Raw genomic sequence first — 22872 nt, 5'->3', positions numbered from 1 at the left:
GGTTTTTAAAAAATCAGAAAACATTGTAAGCAAAAGTAACATAGTACATGCCACCAATAGCGGGGCTACCAAAGCCATTCCTGTAATACGTGTTGGTCAGGTTAACGCCACCCAGTTTGATGGTGGAATGGGCCTGCAGCAGGCGATAGCTCACCTGCGCATCTATCACGGCGGAAGCTGGTACGGTACCGCTGCCAAAACCTATCTGGTAGAAATAGGCCGGGCGGTAACGGAAAGTGGTATTGAAGGAGAAATGCTCTTTCTTTCCAAAACCGGTATTACCAAAGTCTATATTGAATTTATAGTTGGGCGTATTGAAATTATTCACCTGGCTGTTGTTCCTGTTTTTCAGGAAGTCGGAGGAGAAATTCACTTTCGCCAGGAAGTGATGCGACAAGTCTACGCTTACACTGGCGGCATAGCCATAGGTATTCACTTTTTCCGCACCGTTGTACGCAATATTATACTGTATGTATTTGCTGTGATCCAGGAAATCGTTCGGATCCTTGCTACCAGGCGTATTGGCCACGTTGACGTATCCGATAAAGTTTTTCCAGGTAGAATAGTAGCCCAGTACATCAATGAGTACGCGGCCGGCGATGAGAGAAGAATAACCTAACTCAAACGCATCTACGGACTGCGGCTTGATATCACTCAATGCAAACTGCTTGAGATCTGCCGGGTTTTTGGTGCGCTTAAAACTATCCACGCTGGCCAGTGTGTAGGCAGGATACTGATCAAAATGATACACACCATTGAGCAGGCGGTCGGAGCCTCCGGAAGCAAAGCTGTTATAGTCTACCGGCGTGCTTTGCAGCGATTGTATATTAGACGGGAAGCTGTAAGCATTCTGGTAGGAGAAGCGGATAAAGCTTTCCTTGTTTACTTCCAGTACGGCCGATACCCTGCTGGTGATACGGGGCTTGGCGAACAGGGTATTTTTATCGTAGCGGAAAGCGGCCGCCAGGCTCAGTTTCTCGTGTATTACTTTTTTGGTGAGATGCGCATAAGCACTGTACTCTGCCACATCGATCGGGGAGTCATTGTCGGGGAAGAGTGTCCCTTTCGAATCCAGGCGGTAGAGGCGATAGTTTAAGCCGGCAATGAGTTCCGCAAATTTTATCAGGTGTGTAAAATTATATTGGGCTTCGGCATTAAAGAGCCGGCTCCTGTCGGTGAACAGGGTACCTCCTTTCGAGGTAGGGATGTTGGAGATGCTGTCTTTCAGTCGCAGGAACTGCGCACTGCCGGCATCGGGTCTGCCCTGATCGGCGAATGTTCTGGCCAGGTTGCTGGCGTCCAGGTAACTTTTCCCCTGAGACATAGCTTCCAGTAAGGCGCTGGTATATTGTGGATACCAGCCGTCACCGGTGTTGCCATCATAGCTGGGCTTCCAGGCTTCGTTGATCAGCTGTGCAGTAGGCATCGCAATGATGGTATGCCCTGAATTTTCCCGGCTGGTGTAAGCACGTACAAACCAATGTTCGGCTTTCACTTCCGCACGGTACTGTCCCAGGTGAAAACCGTTCAGCGCGTAACGGGTATCATTGCTATATACCGCATCTCCTTGTCCGTAGGTACCGGAGAGGATCGCTTCCAGTTTGGGCTGTATCTTATAACGCAGTTCCACATTGGCTTTGAACATCTTCGCATCGCTGCTCAGGTAGCCGTACTCGGGGTAGCCGGTACGGGCTACGTTATGGTTACCTTCTGCCAGCAAAGGGTTGATGATAGGCGCCAGCTCTGGCACCTGTTGCAGGGCTCCTTCCAGGAAGGGGTTAATGTCTACGGAGGTTTTGCTACCGTAGATATTCACTCCGTTATAGTTGGGATCCTGCAGGGGGCCACCGGGGCCGTTGGTGTTGGTGGTGTCATTGGCCATCCAGTCTTTCGCCTGGGTGTATTGCACATTTATTTTGAAGGCAAACCTGTCATTCACTTTTTTCGCCCAACGAACGGTCCAGTCGTAGTATGGTGAAGGACCCAGCGGATCATTCGCCTTTCCTTTACTAACGTGGTTGATACCCTGGGTGATCTGGGCGCTGAGTCCCTGGTATTTAAACGGGTCTTTACCGGTCATAACCATGGTACCATTCAGGCCGCGGGAGCCGTATAAAGCAGAGGAGGCGCCGGAAAGCACTTCCAGGTTATCTACGTCCAGCTCTGTTAACCCGATAATAGCGCCTATGGGGAAGTTCAGACCGGGCGCCTGGTTATCCATTCCATCTACGATCTGGGTGAAGTTGGTATTACCGCTGGTATTAAAACCGCGGGTGGTAACGGTAGTGAACAGCAGGCTGGAGGTGGTAACGTCTACTCCTTTGAGGCCTTGCAACATATTATAGTAGCTGGGCTGGGGCGAATTAATGATGTCTTTGGTGCTGATTCTTTCAATGGTAACAGGAGATTCTATCTTTTTCTGAACAAACCGGCTGGCAGAAACCACCACTTCCTTACCCAGTACGGAGGCCGGCGACAGCTCTATTCGCTGGAATCCAGGGCCGGAAATGATGATTTCTTTTGTTTCAAAGCCTACCGATGATAGTATAAGTGTAACAGGATAACTTTTCCTGGTGGAGAATTTAAAGTTCCCCTGGTCATTGGTATAGTCGCCGTTAGGTGCTTCCTTTATGGTAACGGATACTACAGGAACCACTTCTTTAGTAACGCTGTTGCGGACGTTTCCTGAAAGTACGGTTTGTGCCAGGGCGCCATACGGTAACAGAAGCAGGCAAACCAACCCTATAATTATGGATCTTAGCATCGGCAGGGGAATTTAGATGGTTTGGTTGTAAGATTTTACGTGTGTAATACTGGTAATGTGACACAGCGATATTACCAAAATACCCTGAGTGGAAATGGCAGTGGTGGTGACTTTGGGGCGAAATTGTGGCTATTGGGGGTAAAATCAGGCGGCCGGGGCGAATCGTTCCTGGAAGGTGGGCAAACAGGTAGCTGATACCGGGATGCTGATGTCATTTAAACCTTCCAGTTGCAGGTAATGTCCTTTTGCATTTTTCTTAAAAAGCACCACTTTGGTCAGGTTAACAAGATACGAGCGATGCGCCCGCACAAAAGTACCGGCAGGTAAACTTGTTTCCAGTTTTTTCATGGACGTTCTGATCAGTTCTTTGCAGATGGTATTCCCTGACAGGTAAAACACCTGTACATAATTATCTTCTGCCTTCATGAGCAGCAATTTACCCGGATGCAGGGTTAATACCGGCTTATCATGTTCATCACGGAGGAGGATACAACTGTCATCGGTTTTGGCTACCTGCTCCTGTGCTGTCTTCAGACTTTTCAGCTGGGCGATCTTTTCCCGGGTAAAAAACCATAAAAGGCAGATGCAATAAGGCAAAGGCAGGATCAGCGCAGTATAATGAAGGGTATTAATAAACTCTGTCCAGGTAAAGAAGAAAGTATCAGTAATGGTGACGTTTACGATGGTAACCATGAGCGACACCAATATGATTTCACCCAGGAACCAGCAGCCGTAAGTAGCATTGGTCAGCTTGCGGCGCCACTTGAGTTTTGCCAGCCCGAATTGAGTGATACACATCACCACCACTCCGCATAAAGTAAAAATCAGGAAGAGTGGCAACAGGGAAAGGTCTTGCCCTTCATACCACATATTGATATTAAAGGGCAGGAAGATATACATGAACAGGAAGCTGAACACGCTGCAAAAAGCTATCAGTGAAATCCTGTTGGCGACCGGGTCCAGTAAAGTAAAGCGGGGTTGCTCTGCGGCATATTTTGAAATAAGTGGCAAAGTGTGCAAGCTTTTCATATCGTGGATGATTTTCTTCATTTAAGATAAGTAAAAAAGCCGGAATCCCGATAGCCGGTTTACCATTCGCGCCATAAATCGGAAATCCCTTCTCCATCGGCATAATCCGAAGGTTGCAATCCCGCCGCGATGGTGATCATATCCAATACTTCACAGAGGTCTTCGCGTTCACCAGTTTCTATGAAACCGGAAATTTCATCATTCAGGTCGTTATATGCTTTTATCGCTTTTTCAAAAAGGGCCAGTTTAGTTTGTTCGGCTGCATTTTCACCGGCAGCCTGCAGGTCTGCGATCAGGTTATCCATAATCCCGGTAGCGGTGTCACAGTTTTCAGCGCTGTATTGTTCCATACCACCTACATCATTTTCGTCCGGGTAAAATGCTTCACTCCATTTTTCAAAAGGGTAATGTACTTTTACTGCCTGCAATTTCTCCTGGTATGTCATATCAGTTTTTTGAGGCTGCAAATATATAAGATATTACAGGTGAATTTTAAAAAACGTAGATATGCCACCCATTTATACCACAGAGCGGTTTCGGATACCGGATTTTTTCAGGATGATGTGTTTTGTGCTGAGTGTCGTTATGCTTATCATGGCTGGTTACACCATTTCGGTGATCCATGTATCGCCGGTGCTTATTTTTATAGCTATTATTTTTTTATTCCTGGCGTGGTCGATGTTTACTTATGCGCGACAGGAGCTGATCCTGTCAGATACCTCGATTATTTTCAAACAGGTATGGAAACCGCACGATATAGACTGGCAAACGATTACGAAGGTAGATATGGCAGAAGTGGGGAAATACGACGATCCACAAACCACGATCTATTACCTGGACAGGAAGCTGAAAATAGCGCACAGCATGTTTCTCAGGCGGCAGTACAAAGAGATCCTGTTATTGCTGGAAATGAAGTTGCCTCCGGAATTATTTACGGCGAAATATCAGCAACTCCGGGAAAAGCTGGCGAAGAAATGGTGATTATTTACGGTCATAAAGCGACCGTATTTCACCCACTATACAACCGGAACAGGTAATAACGGGGGCATTTCTTTGCTTAATACGACCGTATAATTTACTATTGAGCTTATCTATGGTCACTCCTTTTTTGATCAGCAAATCAATGGCTGTTACACCGAAAGCCTGTATCTCGCAAGACAGATGTTGCAACATCACTGTGATTTCCGGGAGCGGGTCGTCTTTCAATACAAGATCATTTATACGCTTGCCCTCTTTTGTCAATGAAGCTGCAATACCACAATTCATGGCGTACATCTCGTTGCCCGAAAGCTCTACTGATACATCGTTCACCGTTTTTTCCGAGCCGTAAAAGTTATTTCGTTCTTTCAGAAAAAGGTTGGTTACAGGTGCATTATAATGTATCGCCCTGACAGTGTTATCCGCCTCTTTAAATCCTGGTCCTTCCGAAAACGAACTGGTAGTGAAATAGACCGTACTAAAAAAAATGCTGTCATTTCTTGTCAGTAAGTTGACAAAAAAATTGTTAGGATAAAACCTGATGGCGATGCGCTGATGATTAAAATCACCATCAAGTGGCCGGTTCAATTGTAAACCCACGCCACTACGGGATTCCATATAGTTTTTCAGCAAAATATTCAATCGCGTCATTAAAGCTTTCGTTGTTTTGGCACTATCCACCACTGCGTTAATAATGTCAAAATCTTTTTTTGCAAAATGCTGACTATAGCTGTTCATACACAGCAGTAAGGCAAAGGCGATAAGGATATTTGTACGGAAAAACATAGTTGGCATTATTTAAAATCTGGTATTTCTCCGGGCTTCAATTCTCTGCCACGTTTTTTTTCTGCTATCACGAAAGCTTCGTCTGTCAATGCTTTGAAGCCCTTGGGCGCTTTATTGGCCGGTCCTTTATAAATACCTATAAATGGTTTTGAAAATGTTCTGCGGGTAACGGGATCGGTCATACGAAAATACTGCGTATACCATCCTTGCACGATGCTGGTATCCGGCAGTGGTTTATTCGCCGCTTTATTCCTGTTAGCGAATATTTTGTCCAGGGAGATGTTGTCCGCATCGGCTGTGGAGAAGAAATAAACTTTGCGTCCCCGTAACGACTGGCCGGCACTACTCTTAAATACGCCGGCATGATGCCATTCTGTAGCAAACGGCTCCAGCTCCTTTGCTGCTATTTTAGTATTGAATTTCTTTGACAGCAAAGTCGCTACCTCACCGGCTTTCAGTAAACCTTTATCTTCTGCGTCCTGGTAATTTTCGGACTTCCCCTGCCGGAGGTAATGACTCATTTTCATAGGGGCAAGATACAATTTATGAGGGAGTTTGGAAATTTTGCCGCACCCTATATATTTTCATACTTCATTCTTAAAATTTCTTCTTCAATATCAACCAGTTCATGATATTTCCTGATAATTTCATGCTCTGTACGGGGATCTTTATTCAGGTCATGCAGCACACTGCGCTGATGCTCCAACATTTTCAGGTATACCTTTTTATACACTTTATGATCCACCCCTTCCAATTTATTGTGCATGGATACAGACTTACGGTGTATCAGGTCTTCCCGCAGTTGCTGCAATGCAGGGTTTGATTTCAGCTCCTCCGGAAAATGTGTATCCAGGTATTGAACACTATGTTGTAATAATGCTTCGCGGATATTCTTTTCCTGTTCTGCCGGCGACAGATGACTATCCGGGTCTTCCATATTTACCCACTTAATCACCAGGGGCAGGGTAAGCCCCTGCACCACGAGGGTGAGCAATATCACGGTGAAGGTGATAAACAGGATCAGGTTGCGTTGTGGGAATAGTGCACCATTGTCCATGTAAACAGGAATGGATAATGCGGCTGCCAGCGATACCACTCCCCTCATGCCTGCCCAGCCGATAAGCAATGGCCCCTTCCATCCGGGACGATTGTCGGCAGTCGTAATATACCGGCTGATGAACACCGTAAATACAGATGCTCCCAGCGTAGAAAGTAATCTTGTTACAATTAAAACGCCTGTAATGATAAGCCCGTATTTAATAGCCTCTCCCAAACTCACCGTACCCAGCTCCCTTATGATCACCGGCAATTCCAGCCCGATGAGCATAAACACCAGTCCGTTGAGTAAAAAACCCAGCGTTGACCAAACATTGGCTCCTTGTAAACGGCTTCTGTAATTGAGGATACGCTGACTCCGGGCAGAGAGAAAAAGCCCGCCACTCACCACTGCCAGCACGCCGGAGCCATGAAAGGATTCCGCCGCAATGTACATCACATAAGGCGCTGTGAGGGTTAATAGTACGTCCATTTCTGTACTGGTAGGCAAAAAACGGTGCATCACATAATATAATAACCCAACCAGTAAGCCAATCGCAATTCCCATCACGATCACTACTACAAAGCTCACCGCTGCATCCCGCAATACAAATACCCCGGTCATGACCGCCACTTTGGCGAAGCCGAACACAATTAAACTGGACGCATCATTCATCAGGCTTTCCCCTTCCAGGATGGCGGACATACGTTTCGGTACTTTCACGTACTTGAGGATAGTGGTAGCCGAAACAGCATCCGGCGGCGACACAATGCCGCCCAATAAGAATCCCAGCGCCAGTGTAAAACCGGGAATAAGCGCATGAGATACCACGGCTACCACCAGTGAGGTAACGATCACTATCAGAAAGGCGAAGCTGGCTATGACCCGCCGCCATCGCCAGAACTCCTTCCAGGAAGTATACCAGGCCGCTTCATACAGCAGCGGAGGCAAAAATATCAGTAAAATCAGTTCAGGATTAATCTGTATAGAGGGCAGAAAATGAAACATGCTAAGTATCAACCCTCCTATTACCAGTATAATAGGATAGGCTATTTTCAGCTTCTGCGCCAGCATCACCAAAAAAAGGATAATAAAAATCAGGATAATATACTCGATGACGTTAGTAAGCATATATGAGCGCTATAGATTTTGTGGCTTAAACTTTCCCGGTAAGGCCATATGTTTTCCCGATACCATAAATACTCCTTCTCCCCTGTAGTGAACAGTTCTGGGGTATTTGGGATAAACAGCTGCCTGTGCCCTTACCACTTCCAAGATAAAAAAAATTATAACCGGATAACAACTGGGTGTCCATTACTTTGCATTCGTAATTGGCATAACATTCTTTTATCAACGGCGCTTTTACGATTGCTGCTTCTTCCGCAGTAAGACCAAATTTCCTGAATTTGTCCAAATGTGTCCCCGTACTGTTGCCAATTCCAACCACTTCGTTGATCAGGTCTACAGTTGGAATATTGATCACACACTCTTTGCTCTTTCGGATCATCTCATAGCTGTGATTGGCACTGGTAATCATACAGCCTATCAGGGAAGGGGAAAATTTCATGACCGTATGCCAGCCCATCGTCATGATATTCGTCCTGTTTTTCCAGCGGGAGCTCACCAGCACAATAGGGCCGGGTTCCAGGAATTTGCGGATCTTCTCTACCGGAAGGTCCGCTTTTTTATAGACTCTTCTCATCATATCGGCGTTTCAAATATATTATTCAACATAAGGAAGTATTACATTGTTGAGCGTTCCCTCCATTTGTGTCATTTCTCCCGGTAAAAAATATACCCGCCGTGATACAGCGTATCAGGATCGTTAAAATCCCCGGTGGCTGTAAAGCCGGTATCGTCCCAGTATTTAATATGATCTCCGCTGATCTCATACCTGCCTGTGTAAGCACTTTGTTTATTACCTCTTGCCTCATCATAGCGGCCATCAGGCAGCAGCTCCTGGCGGATATAACCGTTACTGGTTACCCACATACCTACGTATTTGTGTTGTTGTTCCATGGTTGTTTTTTTATACCACAAAACTACACCCCGGCAGGGGAAGGTTGTTTACAGAAATCAAACGGATCATTGCAAAATTCAAACATTATCATAAGGGCTCACCTGCTTTCCGGAAGCTAAAGAAGTTGTCGTTTTTCTACAAATACCCAACAGCAGTTGCTATTTACCTTTACGGCTATATGAAAACAATCACCATGTTCCGGGTATTTTGTATGGTAGCGATGTTAGCTGCCTTCAAGGCTTCCTCACAAACAAAAACACATGCCATGAATCAACGACTAAGTGTAATCACCATTGGTGCAGACGATCTCGCTGCTATGCGCGCCTTTTATGTAGACAAATTTGGCTGGACACCTGTTGCGGAAAACAAAGATATTATCTTCTTCCAGCTGAATGGTTTTTTATTTAGCCTATATGGCAGCAAAGATTTATTCGCGCATGCCGGAAAGCCCGTAAAGGAGAAGGTCCCCGGATCCATTACCCTGGCCTATATGGTCAATTCCAGGGAAGAAGTGCTGGCGCTATATGCTTCCCTTAAAGAGAAGGGCGTAAAGATCATTAAAGAACCATTTACGCCTTCTTTTGGAGGACACTTTTTCCTGTTGGAAGATATAGAAGGCAATGTCTGGGAAGTGGCTTATAATCCCTTTATTCCGCTGGATAAAAACGGAGAGGTGATGACGCATAAGCGTATAGATCATCTGCAATGATATATTATGTGGCTTTTCCTGTGGAGGGAAAGCCACATAGTATCCTTTATCCTCACGGATTAGCGGCAGATTTGGTTTCAGCCAGCTCCGCTTCATCCGGCTCCTGTTGAAGATCTTTGTCCAGATTGTATAAAGCATCATCAGATGCTTTTTCACCACCGGCCACTTTAATTTTATCCAACAGATTTAATGCAAGGGTTTCTTCTTCTGTTTGTTCTCTTACAAACCATTGCAGGAAATTCCAACTGGCCCAATCTCCTTCATCAAAGCTTAGCTTCACCAGTCTATAAATTGATGCGGTGTTCTCTATTTCCTGCTGAAATACTTTCTCAAAGCAATTCTGCACACTTACCGGATCGCCCGGAGGCTGTGGAATGGCCTCTATAGCTACCTTTCCACCTCTTTCAAGAATGTACTCCAGGAACTTCGTCATGTGATTGCGTTCCTCGTTTGCATGCCGGAAGAGAAAATTGGCGATGCCGCTATATCCTTCACCGGAAGCCCATGCTGCATAAGATAAATATATCTGGGATGCCAGCGCTTCCTGGGTCATTTGTTTGTTCAGCCCGGTTTCCATATTTGGCGAAAGCCTGTTCCTGTTCATGGGGAAGGTTTTAGAAGGTTATACAAATCTGTGCTGTTGAACGTCGACTCAAAAACTGCACCACTAATTACATACAGATAGCAGACTGCAGCGGTTATTTCCTTTACAAATAGTATATTTAGGAAAATATAAATCTATGTGTAGCCCCAAATTCCATAGATATCGTATGCACTTGCTGCTGGTAACCGGCATGCTGTGTATCAGCAGTTGTTACACTTATCGCGTGGCGACCCACGCACTACCTTCAACAGATACCTCTCCCGTAAACAGCAGACGGACATACAGTCTGTTCTGGGGACTTCTTAACAAGCCACAGGTAATCAGTACGCCCGTATGCGATTCCCTGGGGGTAAATGGTGTATCAGAAGTAACTGTCAAAACTAATTTTGGCAATGCAGTACTCACCATTTGTACCCTTGGTATTTATTGCCCCGTTAAAATAGAATGGAAATGTGCCAAGCCCTGTTCGCAGGAGGTCCCGCTATAACTCATTTCTTCACCCCATTATTCGTCTGCCATGAAAATTGTTAAGCACGGCGGCTTCCCCTGGAGTAACCTGCACAATACCTTCACACAACAGGTTACGGATCTCTATGACCTCGCCAATGACGTAACCGGCACGGTACTGCAGAAGTATAATAGTACAACCAGCGGCATTCAGCAAATCATAAAAGATGCCATACAAAGCGGCACCTCCCTGCGTACGCTGGGCGGGAGCTGGTCATTTTCTCCTATTGCAGCCACCAAAGGTATTTTGCTTAATACGAAGCCACTGAATATCCGTTTCACCATCAACAGCAGCAGCACCGCAGCAGCGTATGCCGGCGATCCCAAAAAACTTTGTCTTGCGCAATGTGGCAACGGCATCTGGGAATTAAACGACTCCCTGCATCAGCGGGGGCTGTCTTTATCGGCATGTGGCGCGAGTAATGGCCAGACGATTGCAGGTGCCATTGCTACCGGCACACACGGCGCCGCCATTGGCTTTGGCGCCGTACAGGAAGGAGTGGTAGGCCTGCATATCATTACGGGGCCGGATAAACATATCTGGCTGGAAAGAGCTTCCTACCCGGTGGTAGCCGACGCCTTTGCGAATAAACTAGGCGCCACCATTGTGCGGGATGATGAAGCCTTTAATGCCGCCGTAGTTAGCTTTGGTGCATTCGGTTTTATACACGGTGTTATGATTGAAGCGGAAGATGATTATCTGCTGGAATATTATCTCCGCCGGGTACCTTTCGATGATGCACTGATGCATCAGCTCACCACACTTGACTTTGCATACCCTCATTTGCCTTATCCGGATATCATCCCCTTTCATTTCCAGTCACTCATCAATCCCTACGACCTGAACAAAGGCGCCTATATGACCACCATGTATAAACGTCCTTATCGTGATGATTATACAAGACCCAAACCCAATGGCGCCGGGATAGGCCCCGGTGATGATGCACCATGCTTTATTGGTAAACTGGCAGGTGTATTGCCCGCCGCCGTACCACTATTGGTCAATAAAGTACTGGCGAAAAGTCTTACGTTATGTGAACAGCAATTTGGACGACTGGGAGAAATATTCAACAATACAACACTCCGTGGTAAAGTATCCAGTGCGGCAGTAGGACTTCCCGTTGCCGTAGTAGACCAGGTCATCAACGGACTGCTGCGGGTAAATAAAGAGTCTGGACCCTTTGCCGGATTATTTGCATTTCGTTTTGTAAAAGCCTCTAAAGCCACTATGGCATTTACACATTTTGCCCCCATCACCTGTGTACTGGAACTGGATGGCGTACTGTCGCCCGAAACGATACACTTTTATGAAGCCGTATGGAATATGCTGGACCAGTTAAACATCCCTTTCACCTTCCACTGGGGCAAGATGAATACGTTAACGCCGGAACGATTACAACATATGTACGGCGATAAACTGGATCAGTTTCTGGCGGCACGCGCCAGGATAGTGGATCCGGATATGATACGGATTTTCAGTAATGAGGCCATGCAGCAATGGGGAATTGATCCCGTATGAGATCCGTTTTCAGATGAGGTATTTTTCGCGGAGCAGGTTACAATGATGGATGCTATGCCCTACCACCATCCAGCCTAAGCTTCTGGCGGTGTAAATATCTTTGCCGCCAAATCCTTTGAAGTCAAGCATTTCATCTGTCATCCCACTAAAAAGACTGATAGTCGCTTCTCTTATCGTCAAAAGCTCTGCTGCAATATCTGCTAATGTACGATTCGCGGCATTGAAGTCTTTCCTATATCGCTCCCCTGCCGGTACTTCGAGGTGAACATCTATTCCCCTCGCGTAACAAAAAATTTTATACGCATAATATCGTTCATCATCTGCCACATGAATAAGCATCTGTTTGACAGTCCATTTACCCGGAGCATAGCTAAAGTCTGCTGCAGCAACAGGAATGGAGTGAATCAATTGTTGTACCTGCAGCTTATTATTTTCTAAAGCTGTTATTAAATCATCTCCCGTAGCCAGATCAAAGAAATATGGATACCAGTGAGGTGCATCGTTTATATCGGGACGGTGAATGTTCATCTTATTTTTTTTAATGAATTTGCCTTTCCATGTTATCTTGTCCGAACTCCTTATCCGTTCTTCACTCAACTTATTATCTTTGTAAGCACCCACTATTTGTCACTCAATTTAAGCAAAAGCGTATGAAAACAAGCCTGGCCATCATCATTTTATGCTTAACCAAATTTCTTGTGCTGGCTCAAGTGCCACAGCAGTCGGGGATTCACTTCTTTCAGGGTTCCTATGCTGAATTATTAAAGGAAGCACAGCAACAGCATAAAATGATTTTTATAGATGTATATACTGACTGGTGTGGGCCGTGCAAAGCAATGGATAAAAACATTTTCCCTTTAAAAGAAGTAGGTGATAAATATAATCCGTTATTCCTGAGTTATAAACTGAATGCAGAAAAAGGAGAAGGCATTGCACTCGCAAAAAAATTCAACATCGAAGCCTACCCTTCTTTTCTTTACCTTAACAGCAGCGGTGATCTGATTCATAAAGCAGTGGGCGACAGCCCTGCGGCAGCATTTAACGCTCACGTAGACAAAGCAGTAACCCTGGCGGGAGATAAAAATCAGTTAAGCAACCTGGAGGCAGCGTTTACATCCGGCAACCGCCAACCCGAATTTCTGCGCACCTATATTTCAAGGAAACTGGCGTTAGGACTCGACAACAGCCAGGCATTTGATGAATGGCTTAAAGTAGTACCTACCGATGATTTGAAAAAAGAAGACAACCTGGTATTTATTGGACAACATATGATCGGCACACAAACCAATGCCCTGGTGTTTTTAATGGAACACTATGATTCATTGAGTGAACCATCGAAGGCGGCCATCAAACGGCCGCTGTATAACCAACTGGCTGAAACGGCCATTCCAAAGGCCATCGGGGAGAAAAGAACACTGGAAATAAAACAGCTGACCAATTACGTGCAGCAATTGGGTGCACTCAACGAACAACAATTGGTACACATGAACCGGATCAATCTGATATATGCAGGTATGGTGAAAAACGAGTCCCTGGCAAAGAAGTGCGGCTATAACATGGTGGGTAACTTAATGAACATCTCCATAGATTCCATTCACGCACAAGATGCCCGGCGATATGAGCAACTAATGGCACCTTTCCTAAAAGGCGAACAGGATAGCACCAAAATACCAGGCTTCCAGGAAGAAAAAAAATATATTGTCAATGTTTTTTCGAGAGAAGTGTATTTCCGGCTCTTTACTGCTGCCTCGTCCTTCAGCACCGTACTTGACAGCAAAGACAAGGCTTTGGAAGATGCACTCAAATGGGCAATAAGGGCACAGCAGTTAATACCAGGTGTGAAAGAAACTTCAGATCTTATCACTAAACTGAAAGGTAAATAGCTATTTTTTAATCAGATGATCATTGATCAGTTTCATCAGCTCTTCTTTATAATTTTTACTCACAGGAATTTTGTGTGTACCAATCATGATTTCATTGTTGGCAATAGATTGAATTTTATCTATTGCCACAATAAATGATTTTTGTATCCGCAAAAATTTGGCGGCCGGCAGCTGTTCTTCGATGGCCTTCAGCGTACTCAGTGTCAGAAATTTATTTTGAACCGTATAGATGGTCACATAGTTCTGGCTGCCTTCTATATATAAAATATCCTGGTAAGCTATTTTCTCGTAGCTATTACCAGATTTAATAAAGAAGAATGTGTCTGATGAGGGAGACGCCGGCTGCTGGGATTGTAAAAACTCCTGCGCGCGGTTTACACTACGCAGAAAACGTTCCGGGGTAATCGGTTTTACAAGATAGTCGAGCACATTGAGTTCAAACCCTTCCAGGGCGAAATTGGGATAAGCCGTAGTGATGATCACGAGTGGCTTGGTAGTAAGACCTCTCAGGAAATCGGTACCCCGTATTTTCGGCATCTCAATATCCAGGAACATCAGGTCTATTTTCTCCTGTGATAGTACCTGGCTGGCTTCCATCACATTCCTGCAGATAGCAGCCAGTTGAAGAAAACCGGTATCCCGCACCAGTAGTTCGAGTCCTTCCCGCGCCAGCGGTTCATCGTCTACAATAATACATGATATGTTCATAAGATATTGATCGAAAGTAACACTCCGTAATGTGTTGCACCCGGAGTAATGCGTAAGTCGTAATTCCCTTTATAAATAAGTTCCAGTCTCCGCTTTACATTTTCCAGCCCTATACCACCCCGTTTATCATCTTCCAGGTGGATAGCCGCTTCCGTGGTATTATCTATTTCCAGTGTAAATATATTATTTTGATAGTGCAGATGTAGCCGTATGCTGTTTTCTTTGTTGGTATAGGTGGATACGTATTTGTATGCGTTTTCTACGAAAGGGAGCAACAGCAGCGGCGCAATCGAAAAATTCCGCACTTCTGCGCCTACCTGGTAATCCAGTTGCAGCGACTTCCCCTTACGAAGTTGTTCCAGTTGCACGTAATTATTCAGGTAATATATTTCCCGCTCTATCGGTATATTAGGGGTGTTGCATTCATATAACTGATAACGCAGCATATCCGCAAAAGTGGCCAGCGTACTGGCGGCCATTTCCTGGTCTTTCCTGATAAGCACATAAATGCTGTTAATAGCATTAAAAAGAAAATGGGGGTTCATCTGTGATTTGAGAAAGCGCAGCTCATTTTCCGTGCGTTCTTTTTCCACTGCATGATGATGGCGATCGCTGACTATTTTGTTTTTAATCAACTTTGCTGCAATAAACACAAAGGAAGTATAAAAATTAGTCATGCCTATGAAGAGGGAAAAGTACAGCAAATTTGCAGACGTTTTGAGCTTCTCACTGCCTATAAAGTATATTTCTATACCTGCAATCAGGAAGGCAGAAGCCACTAATAACAGGATAGCAACCGCCATAAATTTCCCGTACTTTTTCTGATAAAAATACCGCGGAAGCAGCCAGTAAATAATCGAATACACCAAAGCCGCCTGGAAAAACAACCATATACCAGTAGAGATAAAAGCGAATAGCAGAGATGCATCGTAAGATCTATAGGAAAAGACGGACCAGAAAATCAGATCGGCCAACCAGAACAGGATATGAAACCCTTTATATTTAGTAAAGAATAAACGCATAATGGGTAACAAGGTATTTTGGGTACTACAAAATACCAATATTAATTGACGAAAGCACGCTGCCGGTTGATCAAATGTAAAGTAGCCGGAGGAATGAACCATAAAGTAGTGAATATCCCCTTAAATAAGACCTTATCCTTTAAAACACCTGTTTGGTCAATATGATTTCCGCAGCCAGCACGTAATGCTTCTCTTTACGGAAACAATAAAACTTTTTTTATGAAACAGGTCTTTTCACATTTACCTGCCCGTATCCTGATAATAGCTTTCCTCTTTCTGGGTACCATACCCATTAACGGATACGCCGCTCATACCTGGTCGTTTGCCGTTAAAAAAGAGGGACAGGGCCAACCGGTTATCTTCATACATGGACTCTATTGTTCCGGCGCCGTTTGGGATGAAGCAGTCGCACATTACAAGAAGAATTATACCTGCTATGAGATTACATTACCGGGTTTTGCCGGACAGGCTCCTATCCGGTCAGATAGCATTCTCCAAACCGTTACCCGTGAGCTGGCCGACTTTATCCGTGAAAACAAGCTAAACAAGCCCGTGATCATAGGACATAGTCTGGGGGGCTGGCTGGCCATACAATTGGGCATATGGTATCCTGATCTGCCGGGTAAACTCGTATGTGTGAGTACGGGGCCTTTTCTGCCGGCATTTATGATGGGGGCTGGCGCTACTCCGGATAGCAGCCGTGCCATGGCCCTTCAGATGAAAGAAAGGATGTCGTCCCTTACCGCTGAACAGATCCGTGCAGCGCAGAAATATATGCTGGGCGGCATGATTACGGATAGTGTCAACATAAAAAAGATAACAGAGATGGCCGTTACCTCCGATTCACCTACACAGGGAGAAGTGATGTATGAATTATATACTACTGACCTGCGGGATCAGATGAACATGATCACCTGCCCTATTCTTGCACTGGCAGACTGGGCAGCCTATAAAAGCTATGGCGCTACCCACGAAAATGTGTTGGAGAACTATCATCAGCAATACCAGAAAGCTCCGCAAACAGTTGTTGCGATAAATGATGAATCCAAACATTTTATCATGCTGGATCAACCGAAATGGTTTTTTGAACAGGTAGATGCCTTTCTGGCTAAATAAATAAAGGGGATCGTCTTGTTGGTTAATAAGACGATCCCTTTACTGCTACTAGTTGTTGGGAGTATTCCAAACACCGGCTTCGGCGGTATTTTTGGCATAGGCTGCAAAATCTCTGGGAGCTCTTCCCAACGCCCGCTGTACGCCATCAGTCAGATAGGTATTGCGGCCATCCAGTACTTCTGCAAATAAATAGGTCACCAGCCAGATGAAGTCTTCCGGGATAGCGTATTCCTCCATCATGGCTTTATATTCTTCCATAGATACCTGCTGATACTGAATAGGCTTTCCGGTAGCATGGGCAATTTCTCCAACTGCTTCTGCAAAAGTCATTAAACGGGGGCCGGTGAGCTCATATAATTGCCCGGCATGGCCTTCTTCTGTAAAGGCAGCAACGGCTGCATCTGCAATATCATCCGCATCTACAAATGGTTCTACCACACTGCCGGCAGGCAGCGCCACATGACCAGCCAGCAAGGGATCTAACAAATAGCCTTCACTAAAGTTCTGGTTAAACCAGGCTGCCCGGAGAATAGTCCAGTCAATGCCGGCATTCATTACTATTTCTTCACAGGCCTGCGCTTCTTTTTCACCACGACCGGATAACAACACAATATGCCGGATACCATTTTTCACAGCAGTTTCGGTAAATGCACGAACAGTATCCACAGCACCTGGCACTGCCAGATCGGGGTGATAGCTGAGGTATACCGCATCCATACCCTGCAATGCAGGCTCCCACGTTGTTTTATTTTCCCAGTCAAAAGAAGGATTGCCTGATCTCGAACCAATACGTACCGGCCAGCCTTTCGCCGTCAGCTGCTCTGCCACTCTGCTACCGGTTTTACCGGTGCCACCTAATACAAGTACATTCAATGGGTTGTTCTTTTTCGCTTTCATGATTATTTTCTTTTCCCAAAACTAAGACGGCTGACATCCGGAAAATAGAACAAAACCGACATGGGCAATAAAAATGTCCGGAAATTAAAAGAATATTGAAAAAGGTTCCTGTGTTTTTTCACCTGCATTTGCGTTGCGTTATTTCGTTTTAATTTAGCCTTCTCAACCCCACCATTGACACCCTATTGCTCATCTCAAAACAATCAAACCATGAAACGTACGCTATCTATGTTCTTATTGCTGACATTCATCTGTTCCAGCGTCTCTGTTGCAACTACTCCCACCAAAAGCACTATGAAAACGACCGTCAGTCGTGCCCGTATTCATGCGCACCTGCAGTTATCGCAGCGCGTGCTGGGTATTGATGTAAACATACCCACTGCGCTGTATACCGTGGTAAACCTGAATACAAGTGCCAACGGCACTATTTACAACAGTAATTTGTATGATGTGGAAGTACAGGAGGGAGATGTACTTTATCTGAATACATTGGGATTAATACCTTCTATTACTTACACGGTGACGGCGGCTGATATTGCCAGCGCGTATATCCATGTGTCTATTTTGTCGCTTTAGTGAAATTGTATGACCAGACAAACCAAGCCATCCACATGATATGTGGATGGCTTGGTTTGTCTGGTCATAACGTGTCATTTATTGTACCCTAATCTTCTTTCCATATTTTTCTTATTTTGCCTTCCAGATGCAGATCCCGCCAATGTCCTTTCTGGTCATCATTGGGGATAAACGTCGTTAGTTTATCTCTCTTCTTGATTTTAAAATACAAATTCAAATATCGTCTGGCCATATTATCTTCTCTCAATTTGTAATACGTTATACTGAGTCTAAACCGGCAGTCGTTCTTAATTGATTTTGCTCTTTTAACATCAACGTTTGTATATTTACAAATCTTCTCAATCCTCCAATTAATAATCCCCTTTGAAAGAATGATCTCCTTTTCATGCCATCCCAGCATTCCCAAATCCGCGGACAGATTTGCCATATGAATAGCATTCTTTCTGTTACACATCCACGCACGCCTGTCATAAACATATGCTTTCTTATAATTTTCTTCTCTAAAATAACTGGCTGCGATCTCGCATAATATATCCGGATCTTCCCCTGCTTTCTTTAAAGCTGCAAATAATTGACGTCTCGTCTTCATAATACTATTCTTATCAAAGCAGCGGGCCTAATTAGCGCTCCCACCCCATTAAATTAATACAAAACCTCCTATCTTTCCTGTAAAACCCGATCATGGTAAATTACTGTCATCCTGCAAATGATTTGTAACTTCCACTATCCCAAACAGATATTTTCTCCCATATGAAAATAAAAAAACTGACGGCTGCATTTTATCAGCAAAAAGATGTGGTAAAGATCGCCAGGGAATTACTGGGCAAAATGCTGGTCACGGAGATAGATGGCGTACGTACTGCCGGCAGGATTGTGGAAACAGAAGCGTATGCGGGTGTTACCGACAAAGCTTCCCATGCCTGGAACGAGCGGCGGACCAACCGTACCGCCGTGATGTATATGCCCGGCGGACTGGCCTATGTGTACCTGATCTATGGCATCCATTACCTCTTTAATGTGATCACGAATGTAAAGGATACACCTCATGCCGTATTGATCCGGGCGCTGGAACCGGTGGATGGCATTGATATGATGAAAGCCCGTTTTCTTCCTCTTCTGACTCCAAATATTACCGCCGGACCGGGGAACCTGAGCAAAGCACTGGGCATTGATATCTCGCTTACGGGGGAAAGCCTTACCGGCAACAAAGTATGGATAGAAGACGCCCCCAACCTCCCCGATGATCAGATGGTGATATCTACCCGCGTAGGCGTGGCTTACGCCGGAGAAGACGCCTATCTCCCCTATCGCTTTAGCGTAAAAGGTAATAAATGGGTGAGCAAAGGCAAAGGACTCATTAAAAATTCTCCGGGCAAAGTGTGATTTTCCAGACGTTGGTGCGAATAATGAAGAAAGCAACATTTTTTTCAATCTGGTACGCTGACAATTAAAACGCATGAAGTCAATTGACAAATCGGAACACTTTCTTACCGTTATTCAAACGCACAAAGGCATTCTATATAAAATAGCGAATGCTTACTGCCACGATGCGGAAGATAGAAAAGACCTCGTGCAGGAAATTATTGTACAGTTGTGGAAATCATTTGACAACTACTCCGACCAGTATAAATATTCCACCTGGATTTATCGTATCGCCTTAAATGTGGCCATTTCATTTTATCGCAAAGAAAGTCGCAGAAAACAGGTAGACAATCCACTATCGGAAGGTGTATTGAATATGACAGATACAGCTACACCGGACGAAACAGCCACCAATATTGGCTTTTTACAACAGTTCATCGCTGAACTGAAAGAGTTAGACAAGGCCCTGATGCTGCTCTACCTCGAAGAAAAAAGTCATAAGGAAATCGCTGAAATCATGGGTATCTCCGTTAGTAATGTGGCAACGAAAGTCAACAGAATCAAAGCCGTTCTAAAACAAAAATTTACGCATCTCAAAACCTAGCACAATGGAAGACACAGAAATGATCCATCTCTGGAAATCTTATGATAAAAAGCTGGAAGAGACCCTGGTGTTCAACAGGCAAAATGCAGCAGACATCACCCATATGAAAGTCCAGTCAGCCCTGGCTTCCATGAAACCACTTAAAATATTTACCATCCTTATTGGTATTATCTGGGTGATTTGGGTAGACAGTATACTGATCAGCACCTTCCGCATCGCCAACCCGTTTTTCCTGGTTTCGGCAGGAATACAGGTATTGCTGACAAAACTGGCCATTGGGATATATCTCTACCAGCTCCTCCTCATTCAGCAGGTAAACATTAACGCTCCCATACTGGACACCCAGGAAAAACTATCGAAGTTGAAATCCTCTACGCTTTGGTGTGCCCGGTTGCTTTTCCTGCAGCTACCTGTATGGACTACTTTCTACTGGAACCAAAGTATGCTGGACAATGGCAATGACTGGTTATACGCACTCCAAATCATCGTAACAGTATCATTTACCTACCTGGCCATCTGGCTATTTATCAACATCCGGTATGAAAATAGCCACAAAAAATGGTTCCACTTTATTTTCAATGGCAAAGAATGGAACCCGGTGATAAAAGCGATGGAATTACTGCACCAGGTACAGGAATTCCGCAATGCTTAACACCCGGCAGATCACTTGCTATCCGCTGTTAAACTGTTAACATAGGCGATCAGCTTTATCAGGTCTTCGTCATTCTTTACATTCAACTTATTACTACGGATATACGCTTCCAATGCGGTGCTGTTGCCACCAAGGGCTTCCAGTACCGCTTTTTCATTTTTCTTAATCGTTACCGGCAATCCTTCTTTTGCAATAAAATAAGTAGTGTATTCTTCTATGGTACGAGTAGTAGTGGCAGAGCCATATGCTTTATCCTCATGTACTTTTTTCACCTTCCTGACCAGCAACTGTATTTTACCATCGGCCAATACCTGGTAAAAAGAGTTCTCCGTACCATTCTTTACCGGGGTAAAACCATTGCGAAATAACAGCGGCTGATTGTCTTTCCGGTTGGTGATAGTAAAAGATTTTACCGGCTGCGCAAATGTGTTCATCTCGTTCTTTTCATTTCTAAACAGCAACACATCTTTTACCTGGTCATATTTCAGGGCTACCCCCTTATAAGATGTACCGTTCTTAAGTTCCACGTTACCTACTGCCCATTCCTCCTGCAGATAAGGGGATCCCTGCACATCTACATAACTCTTTTCAAAAACAGGATTGCCATCTGCTCCTTTTGACAACAAAGCCGCACCCGCCTGCGCAGATACACGCCCCAGGCTAACGATTAATACGAATCCGATTAACAAGCAACGTTTCATGATATATTCTTTTAGCATTTTATGACGCTAAAATACGAAAGAGCAACAGCTATTCTATAGCTACTGCCTTTTATTTTAACTCCAAACAAAAACCCGCCTCGCAGCGGGTTTTTGTTTGGAGTTAATGCTTGATAATTATAAAGTGCTTACTGTTTTACCAGTGTATTGATATTAATATGAGGCCACATAATTAATCCGGCTTCACCAAAGCGGGGCAGAAAATTAAAATTTGTCTGCTGCGTATATTGCAACTGCAGGAAGCTGGTATTACCCGCCGTCACCTCTTCTACCCAGAAAGTGGTGTTAAAATTATTAGGGTTTACATGCTGGGTAGTAAAAGGAATATTCAGCAGGCTGGAAGTATCCAGTACAAACGTCGTCACCTTACCGATCTGTTGATTGGTTAATGCTTTCCGTAGTGTAGCATTAGGATTCTTCACATCAAAATCGGGAAACTTTGTTTGTGCCTGCAGGTATTGATCCAGGTAGCCTAAAGGCACGTTGGGACCTGCCTCCGGGGTAGAACTATTATCTGCTATAGCAGGCGTCCCCTGCGAAATAAAGGAGTTGCCCAGCACCAACACGGCATCACCATGCGGAATACTGGCCTGCCGTGCAATTGTCTGGGACGGTGGTGCTATGGGAGCAACAGCGGTAAGCTCCACTTTTTGTGGTTCTATATGAGACAGATTAAGCCACATACCATTTTCCACATGCAGCACGCCACCCGTGAGATTATCCGTTACCACCAGGTCATATAAAACCGCACCTACCATTTGTTCGATAGTACCACCACGATTAGGCACCGGCGCACTCACGGCAGTGAAGTTGATCGTTTCTGTATAATTCTGTATCAATAACAGGAAGCCTTCAGCACCGTTGGGGACTGCTACCAGGTTCCAGCCACTAGAACCCTTCCAGGTTCCGAGCAACGCCGCCAGCGGCCCTAACTCTTCTTCAATCTGGGTATTGGTACCGGCCAGGCGGACAAAATTCCTTAAAGGGGGAACGTTTTGAAATGTTTGCATGATATAGCTATTTTGGGAGTGGATAAAAGCAGTGGACTACTCCGGCATCAACGGCATTACACCTCCTTACGGTAGTTGCTTACCACTGATAAATTTCCGAAGTATTAAAATGGATGAATTTATTATTCAAACAATAATAAACTCAGCTCAACTATCGCTAAGCATCTGTCATTTTATTTTTAGTGTGCGGATGTTTCTGTAAATAAGTACTGCATAAATACGCAGCTACCAAAGGTAGTCTGAGGAGAAGGGAACTGTCCTTGTAAAAAGGTACATACATTTCTTTCCTGATGTAATCAAACATGCTGTGGTGGTAAATTTGAGGGTATCATGAGAATTTCAGGGTATGCCGTAAGTAGAGAGAAAACCAG

At 44.7% G+C, this 22872-nt stretch carries 26 protein-coding genes; 10 read left to right on the top strand and 16 right to left on the bottom strand.

Annotation, left to right across the window (positions count from 1 at the left end):
* Nucleotides 1-13: 13 nt before the first annotated feature.
* The 3 genes from AC1DCV_RS24215 to AC1DCV_RS24205 form a co-directional block, all read right to left on the bottom strand.
* The gene (locus AC1DCV_RS24215) at nucleotides 14-2764 is read right to left on the bottom strand and encodes a TonB-dependent receptor (RefSeq protein WP_477025571.1); all 2751 of its coding nucleotides are present in this window, start codon (nucleotides 2762-2764) and stop codon (nucleotides 14-16) included.
* Nucleotides 2765-2908: 144 nt separating this feature from the next.
* Complete coding sequence (locus AC1DCV_RS24210; protein ID WP_477025570.1) at nucleotides 2909-3793, bottom strand: LytTR family DNA-binding domain-containing protein; 885 nt, start codon at nucleotides 3791-3793, stop codon at nucleotides 2909-2911.
* 59 nt (nucleotides 3794-3852) lie between these two features.
* Nucleotides 3853-4239: a hypothetical protein gene (locus AC1DCV_RS24205; RefSeq protein ID WP_477025569.1), complete on the bottom strand. Its 387-nt coding sequence runs from the start codon at nucleotides 4237-4239 to the stop codon at nucleotides 3853-3855.
* 61 nt (nucleotides 4240-4300) lie between these two features.
* Here AC1DCV_RS24205 and AC1DCV_RS24200 point away from each other — a divergent pair, with 61 nt between their 5' ends.
* Entirely contained in the window at nucleotides 4301-4774 is a 474-nt protein-coding gene (locus tag AC1DCV_RS24200) for a hypothetical protein (protein ID WP_477025568.1), read from the top strand.
* On the opposite strand, the gene AC1DCV_RS24195 is transcribed toward AC1DCV_RS24200, so the two are convergent.
* From AC1DCV_RS24195 to AC1DCV_RS24175, 5 genes are all read right to left on the bottom strand, one after another.
* The gene (locus AC1DCV_RS24195; RefSeq protein WP_477025567.1) at nucleotides 4775-5557 is read right to left on the bottom strand and encodes a hypothetical protein; all 783 of its coding nucleotides are present in this window, start codon (nucleotides 5555-5557) and stop codon (nucleotides 4775-4777) included.
* 8 nt (nucleotides 5558-5565) lie between these two features.
* A complete protein-coding gene (locus AC1DCV_RS24190) occupies nucleotides 5566-6084 on the bottom strand; it encodes a hypothetical protein (protein ID WP_477025566.1) in 519 nt (172 codons plus the stop codon).
* A gap of 47 nt (nucleotides 6085-6131) precedes the next feature.
* Nucleotides 6132-7724, bottom strand: coding sequence for a Na+/H+ antiporter (locus AC1DCV_RS24185; RefSeq protein ID WP_477025565.1), 1593 nt, complete (start codon nucleotides 7722-7724; stop codon nucleotides 6132-6134).
* Nucleotides 7725-7749: 25 nt separating this feature from the next.
* On the bottom strand, nucleotides 7750-8298 hold the full coding sequence (locus AC1DCV_RS24180) for a flavin reductase family protein (RefSeq protein WP_477025564.1): 549 nt from the start codon (nucleotides 8296-8298) through the stop codon (nucleotides 7750-7752).
* 68 nt (nucleotides 8299-8366) lie between these two features.
* A complete protein-coding gene (locus tag AC1DCV_RS24175; RefSeq protein WP_441574197.1) occupies nucleotides 8367-8612 on the bottom strand; it encodes an Atu4866 domain-containing protein in 246 nt (81 codons plus the stop codon).
* Nucleotides 8613-8791: 179 nt separating this feature from the next.
* On the opposite strand from AC1DCV_RS24175, the gene AC1DCV_RS24170 reads away from it, so the two are divergent.
* Nucleotides 8792-9322, top strand: coding sequence for a VOC family protein (locus AC1DCV_RS24170; protein ID WP_477025563.1), 531 nt, complete (start codon nucleotides 8792-8794; stop codon nucleotides 9320-9322).
* A 52-nt stretch (nucleotides 9323-9374) separates the two neighbouring features.
* Here AC1DCV_RS24170 and AC1DCV_RS24165 read toward each other — a convergent pair whose 3' ends face one another.
* Nucleotides 9375-9926 (bottom strand): ferritin, encoded by a 552-nt coding sequence (locus AC1DCV_RS24165; protein WP_477025562.1) that lies wholly within the window; start codon nucleotides 9924-9926, stop codon nucleotides 9375-9377.
* A gap of 166 nt (nucleotides 9927-10092) precedes the next feature.
* Between AC1DCV_RS24165 and AC1DCV_RS24160 the strand changes: the two genes are divergently transcribed.
* Both AC1DCV_RS24160 and AC1DCV_RS24155 read left to right on the top strand, forming a co-directional pair.
* A complete protein-coding gene (locus tag AC1DCV_RS24160) occupies nucleotides 10093-10413 on the top strand; it encodes a Bor/Iss family lipoprotein (protein ID WP_477025561.1) in 321 nt (106 codons plus the stop codon).
* A gap of 30 nt (nucleotides 10414-10443) precedes the next feature.
* Nucleotides 10444-11952 (top strand): FAD-binding protein, encoded by a 1509-nt coding sequence (locus AC1DCV_RS24155; protein ID WP_477025560.1) that lies wholly within the window; start codon nucleotides 10444-10446, stop codon nucleotides 11950-11952.
* Nucleotides 11953-11961: 9 nt separating this feature from the next.
* Here AC1DCV_RS24155 and AC1DCV_RS24150 read toward each other — a convergent pair whose 3' ends face one another.
* Nucleotides 11962-12480 carry a DinB family protein gene (locus AC1DCV_RS24150; protein ID WP_477025559.1) on the bottom strand — a complete coding sequence of 173 codons (519 nt, stop codon included), beginning with the start codon at nucleotides 12478-12480 and terminating at the stop codon, nucleotides 11962-11964.
* A gap of 122 nt (nucleotides 12481-12602) precedes the next feature.
* On the opposite strand from AC1DCV_RS24150, the gene AC1DCV_RS24145 reads away from it, so the two are divergent.
* A complete protein-coding gene (locus AC1DCV_RS24145) occupies nucleotides 12603-13835 on the top strand; it encodes a thioredoxin family protein (protein WP_477025558.1) in 1233 nt (410 codons plus the stop codon).
* Here the strand turns inward: AC1DCV_RS24145 and AC1DCV_RS24140 are convergent, their stop codons facing one another.
* A complete protein-coding gene (locus tag AC1DCV_RS24140; RefSeq protein WP_477025557.1) occupies nucleotides 13836-14543 on the bottom strand; it encodes a LytR/AlgR family response regulator transcription factor in 708 nt (235 codons plus the stop codon). It lies immediately after the preceding gene.
* Entirely contained in the window at nucleotides 14540-15565 is a 1026-nt protein-coding gene (locus tag AC1DCV_RS24135) for a sensor histidine kinase (RefSeq protein WP_477025556.1), read from the bottom strand. The genes AC1DCV_RS24140 and AC1DCV_RS24135 overlap by 4 nt, the downstream gene beginning before the upstream one ends.
* Before the next feature lie 219 nt (nucleotides 15566-15784).
* On the opposite strand from AC1DCV_RS24135, the gene AC1DCV_RS24130 reads away from it, so the two are divergent.
* Nucleotides 15785-16681 (top strand): alpha/beta fold hydrolase, encoded by an 897-nt coding sequence (locus AC1DCV_RS24130; RefSeq protein ID WP_477025555.1) that lies wholly within the window; start codon nucleotides 15785-15787, stop codon nucleotides 16679-16681.
* A gap of 48 nt (nucleotides 16682-16729) precedes the next feature.
* On the opposite strand, the gene AC1DCV_RS24125 is transcribed toward AC1DCV_RS24130, so the two are convergent.
* Complete coding sequence (locus AC1DCV_RS24125) at nucleotides 16730-17578, bottom strand: NAD(P)H-binding protein (RefSeq protein ID WP_477025554.1); 849 nt, start codon at nucleotides 17576-17578, stop codon at nucleotides 16730-16732.
* 210 nt (nucleotides 17579-17788) lie between these two features.
* Here AC1DCV_RS24125 and AC1DCV_RS24120 point away from each other — a divergent pair, with 210 nt between their 5' ends.
* The gene (locus tag AC1DCV_RS24120; RefSeq protein WP_477025553.1) at nucleotides 17789-18154 is read left to right on the top strand and encodes a hypothetical protein; all 366 of its coding nucleotides are present in this window, start codon (nucleotides 17789-17791) and stop codon (nucleotides 18152-18154) included.
* Nucleotides 18155-18242: 88 nt separating this feature from the next.
* Here AC1DCV_RS24120 and AC1DCV_RS24115 read toward each other — a convergent pair whose 3' ends face one another.
* Nucleotides 18243-18743, bottom strand: a complete 501-nt coding sequence (locus AC1DCV_RS24115) for a hypothetical protein (protein ID WP_477025552.1) — start codon at nucleotides 18741-18743, stop codon at nucleotides 18243-18245.
* Nucleotides 18744-18904: 161 nt separating this feature from the next.
* On the opposite strand from AC1DCV_RS24115, the gene AC1DCV_RS24110 reads away from it, so the two are divergent.
* From AC1DCV_RS24110 to AC1DCV_RS24100, 3 genes are all read left to right on the top strand, one after another.
* Nucleotides 18905-19537, top strand: coding sequence for a DNA-3-methyladenine glycosylase (locus AC1DCV_RS24110; protein ID WP_477025551.1), 633 nt, complete (start codon nucleotides 18905-18907; stop codon nucleotides 19535-19537).
* A gap of 73 nt (nucleotides 19538-19610) precedes the next feature.
* Nucleotides 19611-20120, top strand: a complete 510-nt coding sequence (locus tag AC1DCV_RS24105; protein ID WP_477025550.1) for an RNA polymerase sigma factor — start codon at nucleotides 19611-19613, stop codon at nucleotides 20118-20120.
* A gap of 4 nt (nucleotides 20121-20124) precedes the next feature.
* Nucleotides 20125-20772: a hypothetical protein gene (locus AC1DCV_RS24100; protein WP_477025549.1), complete on the top strand. Its 648-nt coding sequence runs from the start codon at nucleotides 20125-20127 to the stop codon at nucleotides 20770-20772.
* A gap of 11 nt (nucleotides 20773-20783) precedes the next feature.
* On the opposite strand, the gene AC1DCV_RS24095 is transcribed toward AC1DCV_RS24100, so the two are convergent.
* Nucleotides 20784-21473 carry a hypothetical protein gene (locus AC1DCV_RS24095; RefSeq protein WP_477025548.1) on the bottom strand — a complete coding sequence of 230 codons (690 nt, stop codon included), beginning with the start codon at nucleotides 21471-21473 and terminating at the stop codon, nucleotides 20784-20786.
* Nucleotides 21474-21619: 146 nt separating this feature from the next.
* Nucleotides 21620-22501 carry a heme-binding protein gene (locus tag AC1DCV_RS24090; protein WP_477025547.1) on the bottom strand — a complete coding sequence of 294 codons (882 nt, stop codon included), beginning with the start codon at nucleotides 22499-22501 and terminating at the stop codon, nucleotides 21620-21622.
* Between the last annotated feature and the right edge of the window lie 371 nt (nucleotides 22502-22872).

The sequence above is a fragment of the Chitinophaga sp. 10T418 genome, assembly GCF_056394125.1.
The sequence above is the reverse complement of the archived record's forward strand: the minus strand, read 5'-3'. Positions and strand labels throughout refer to the sequence as shown.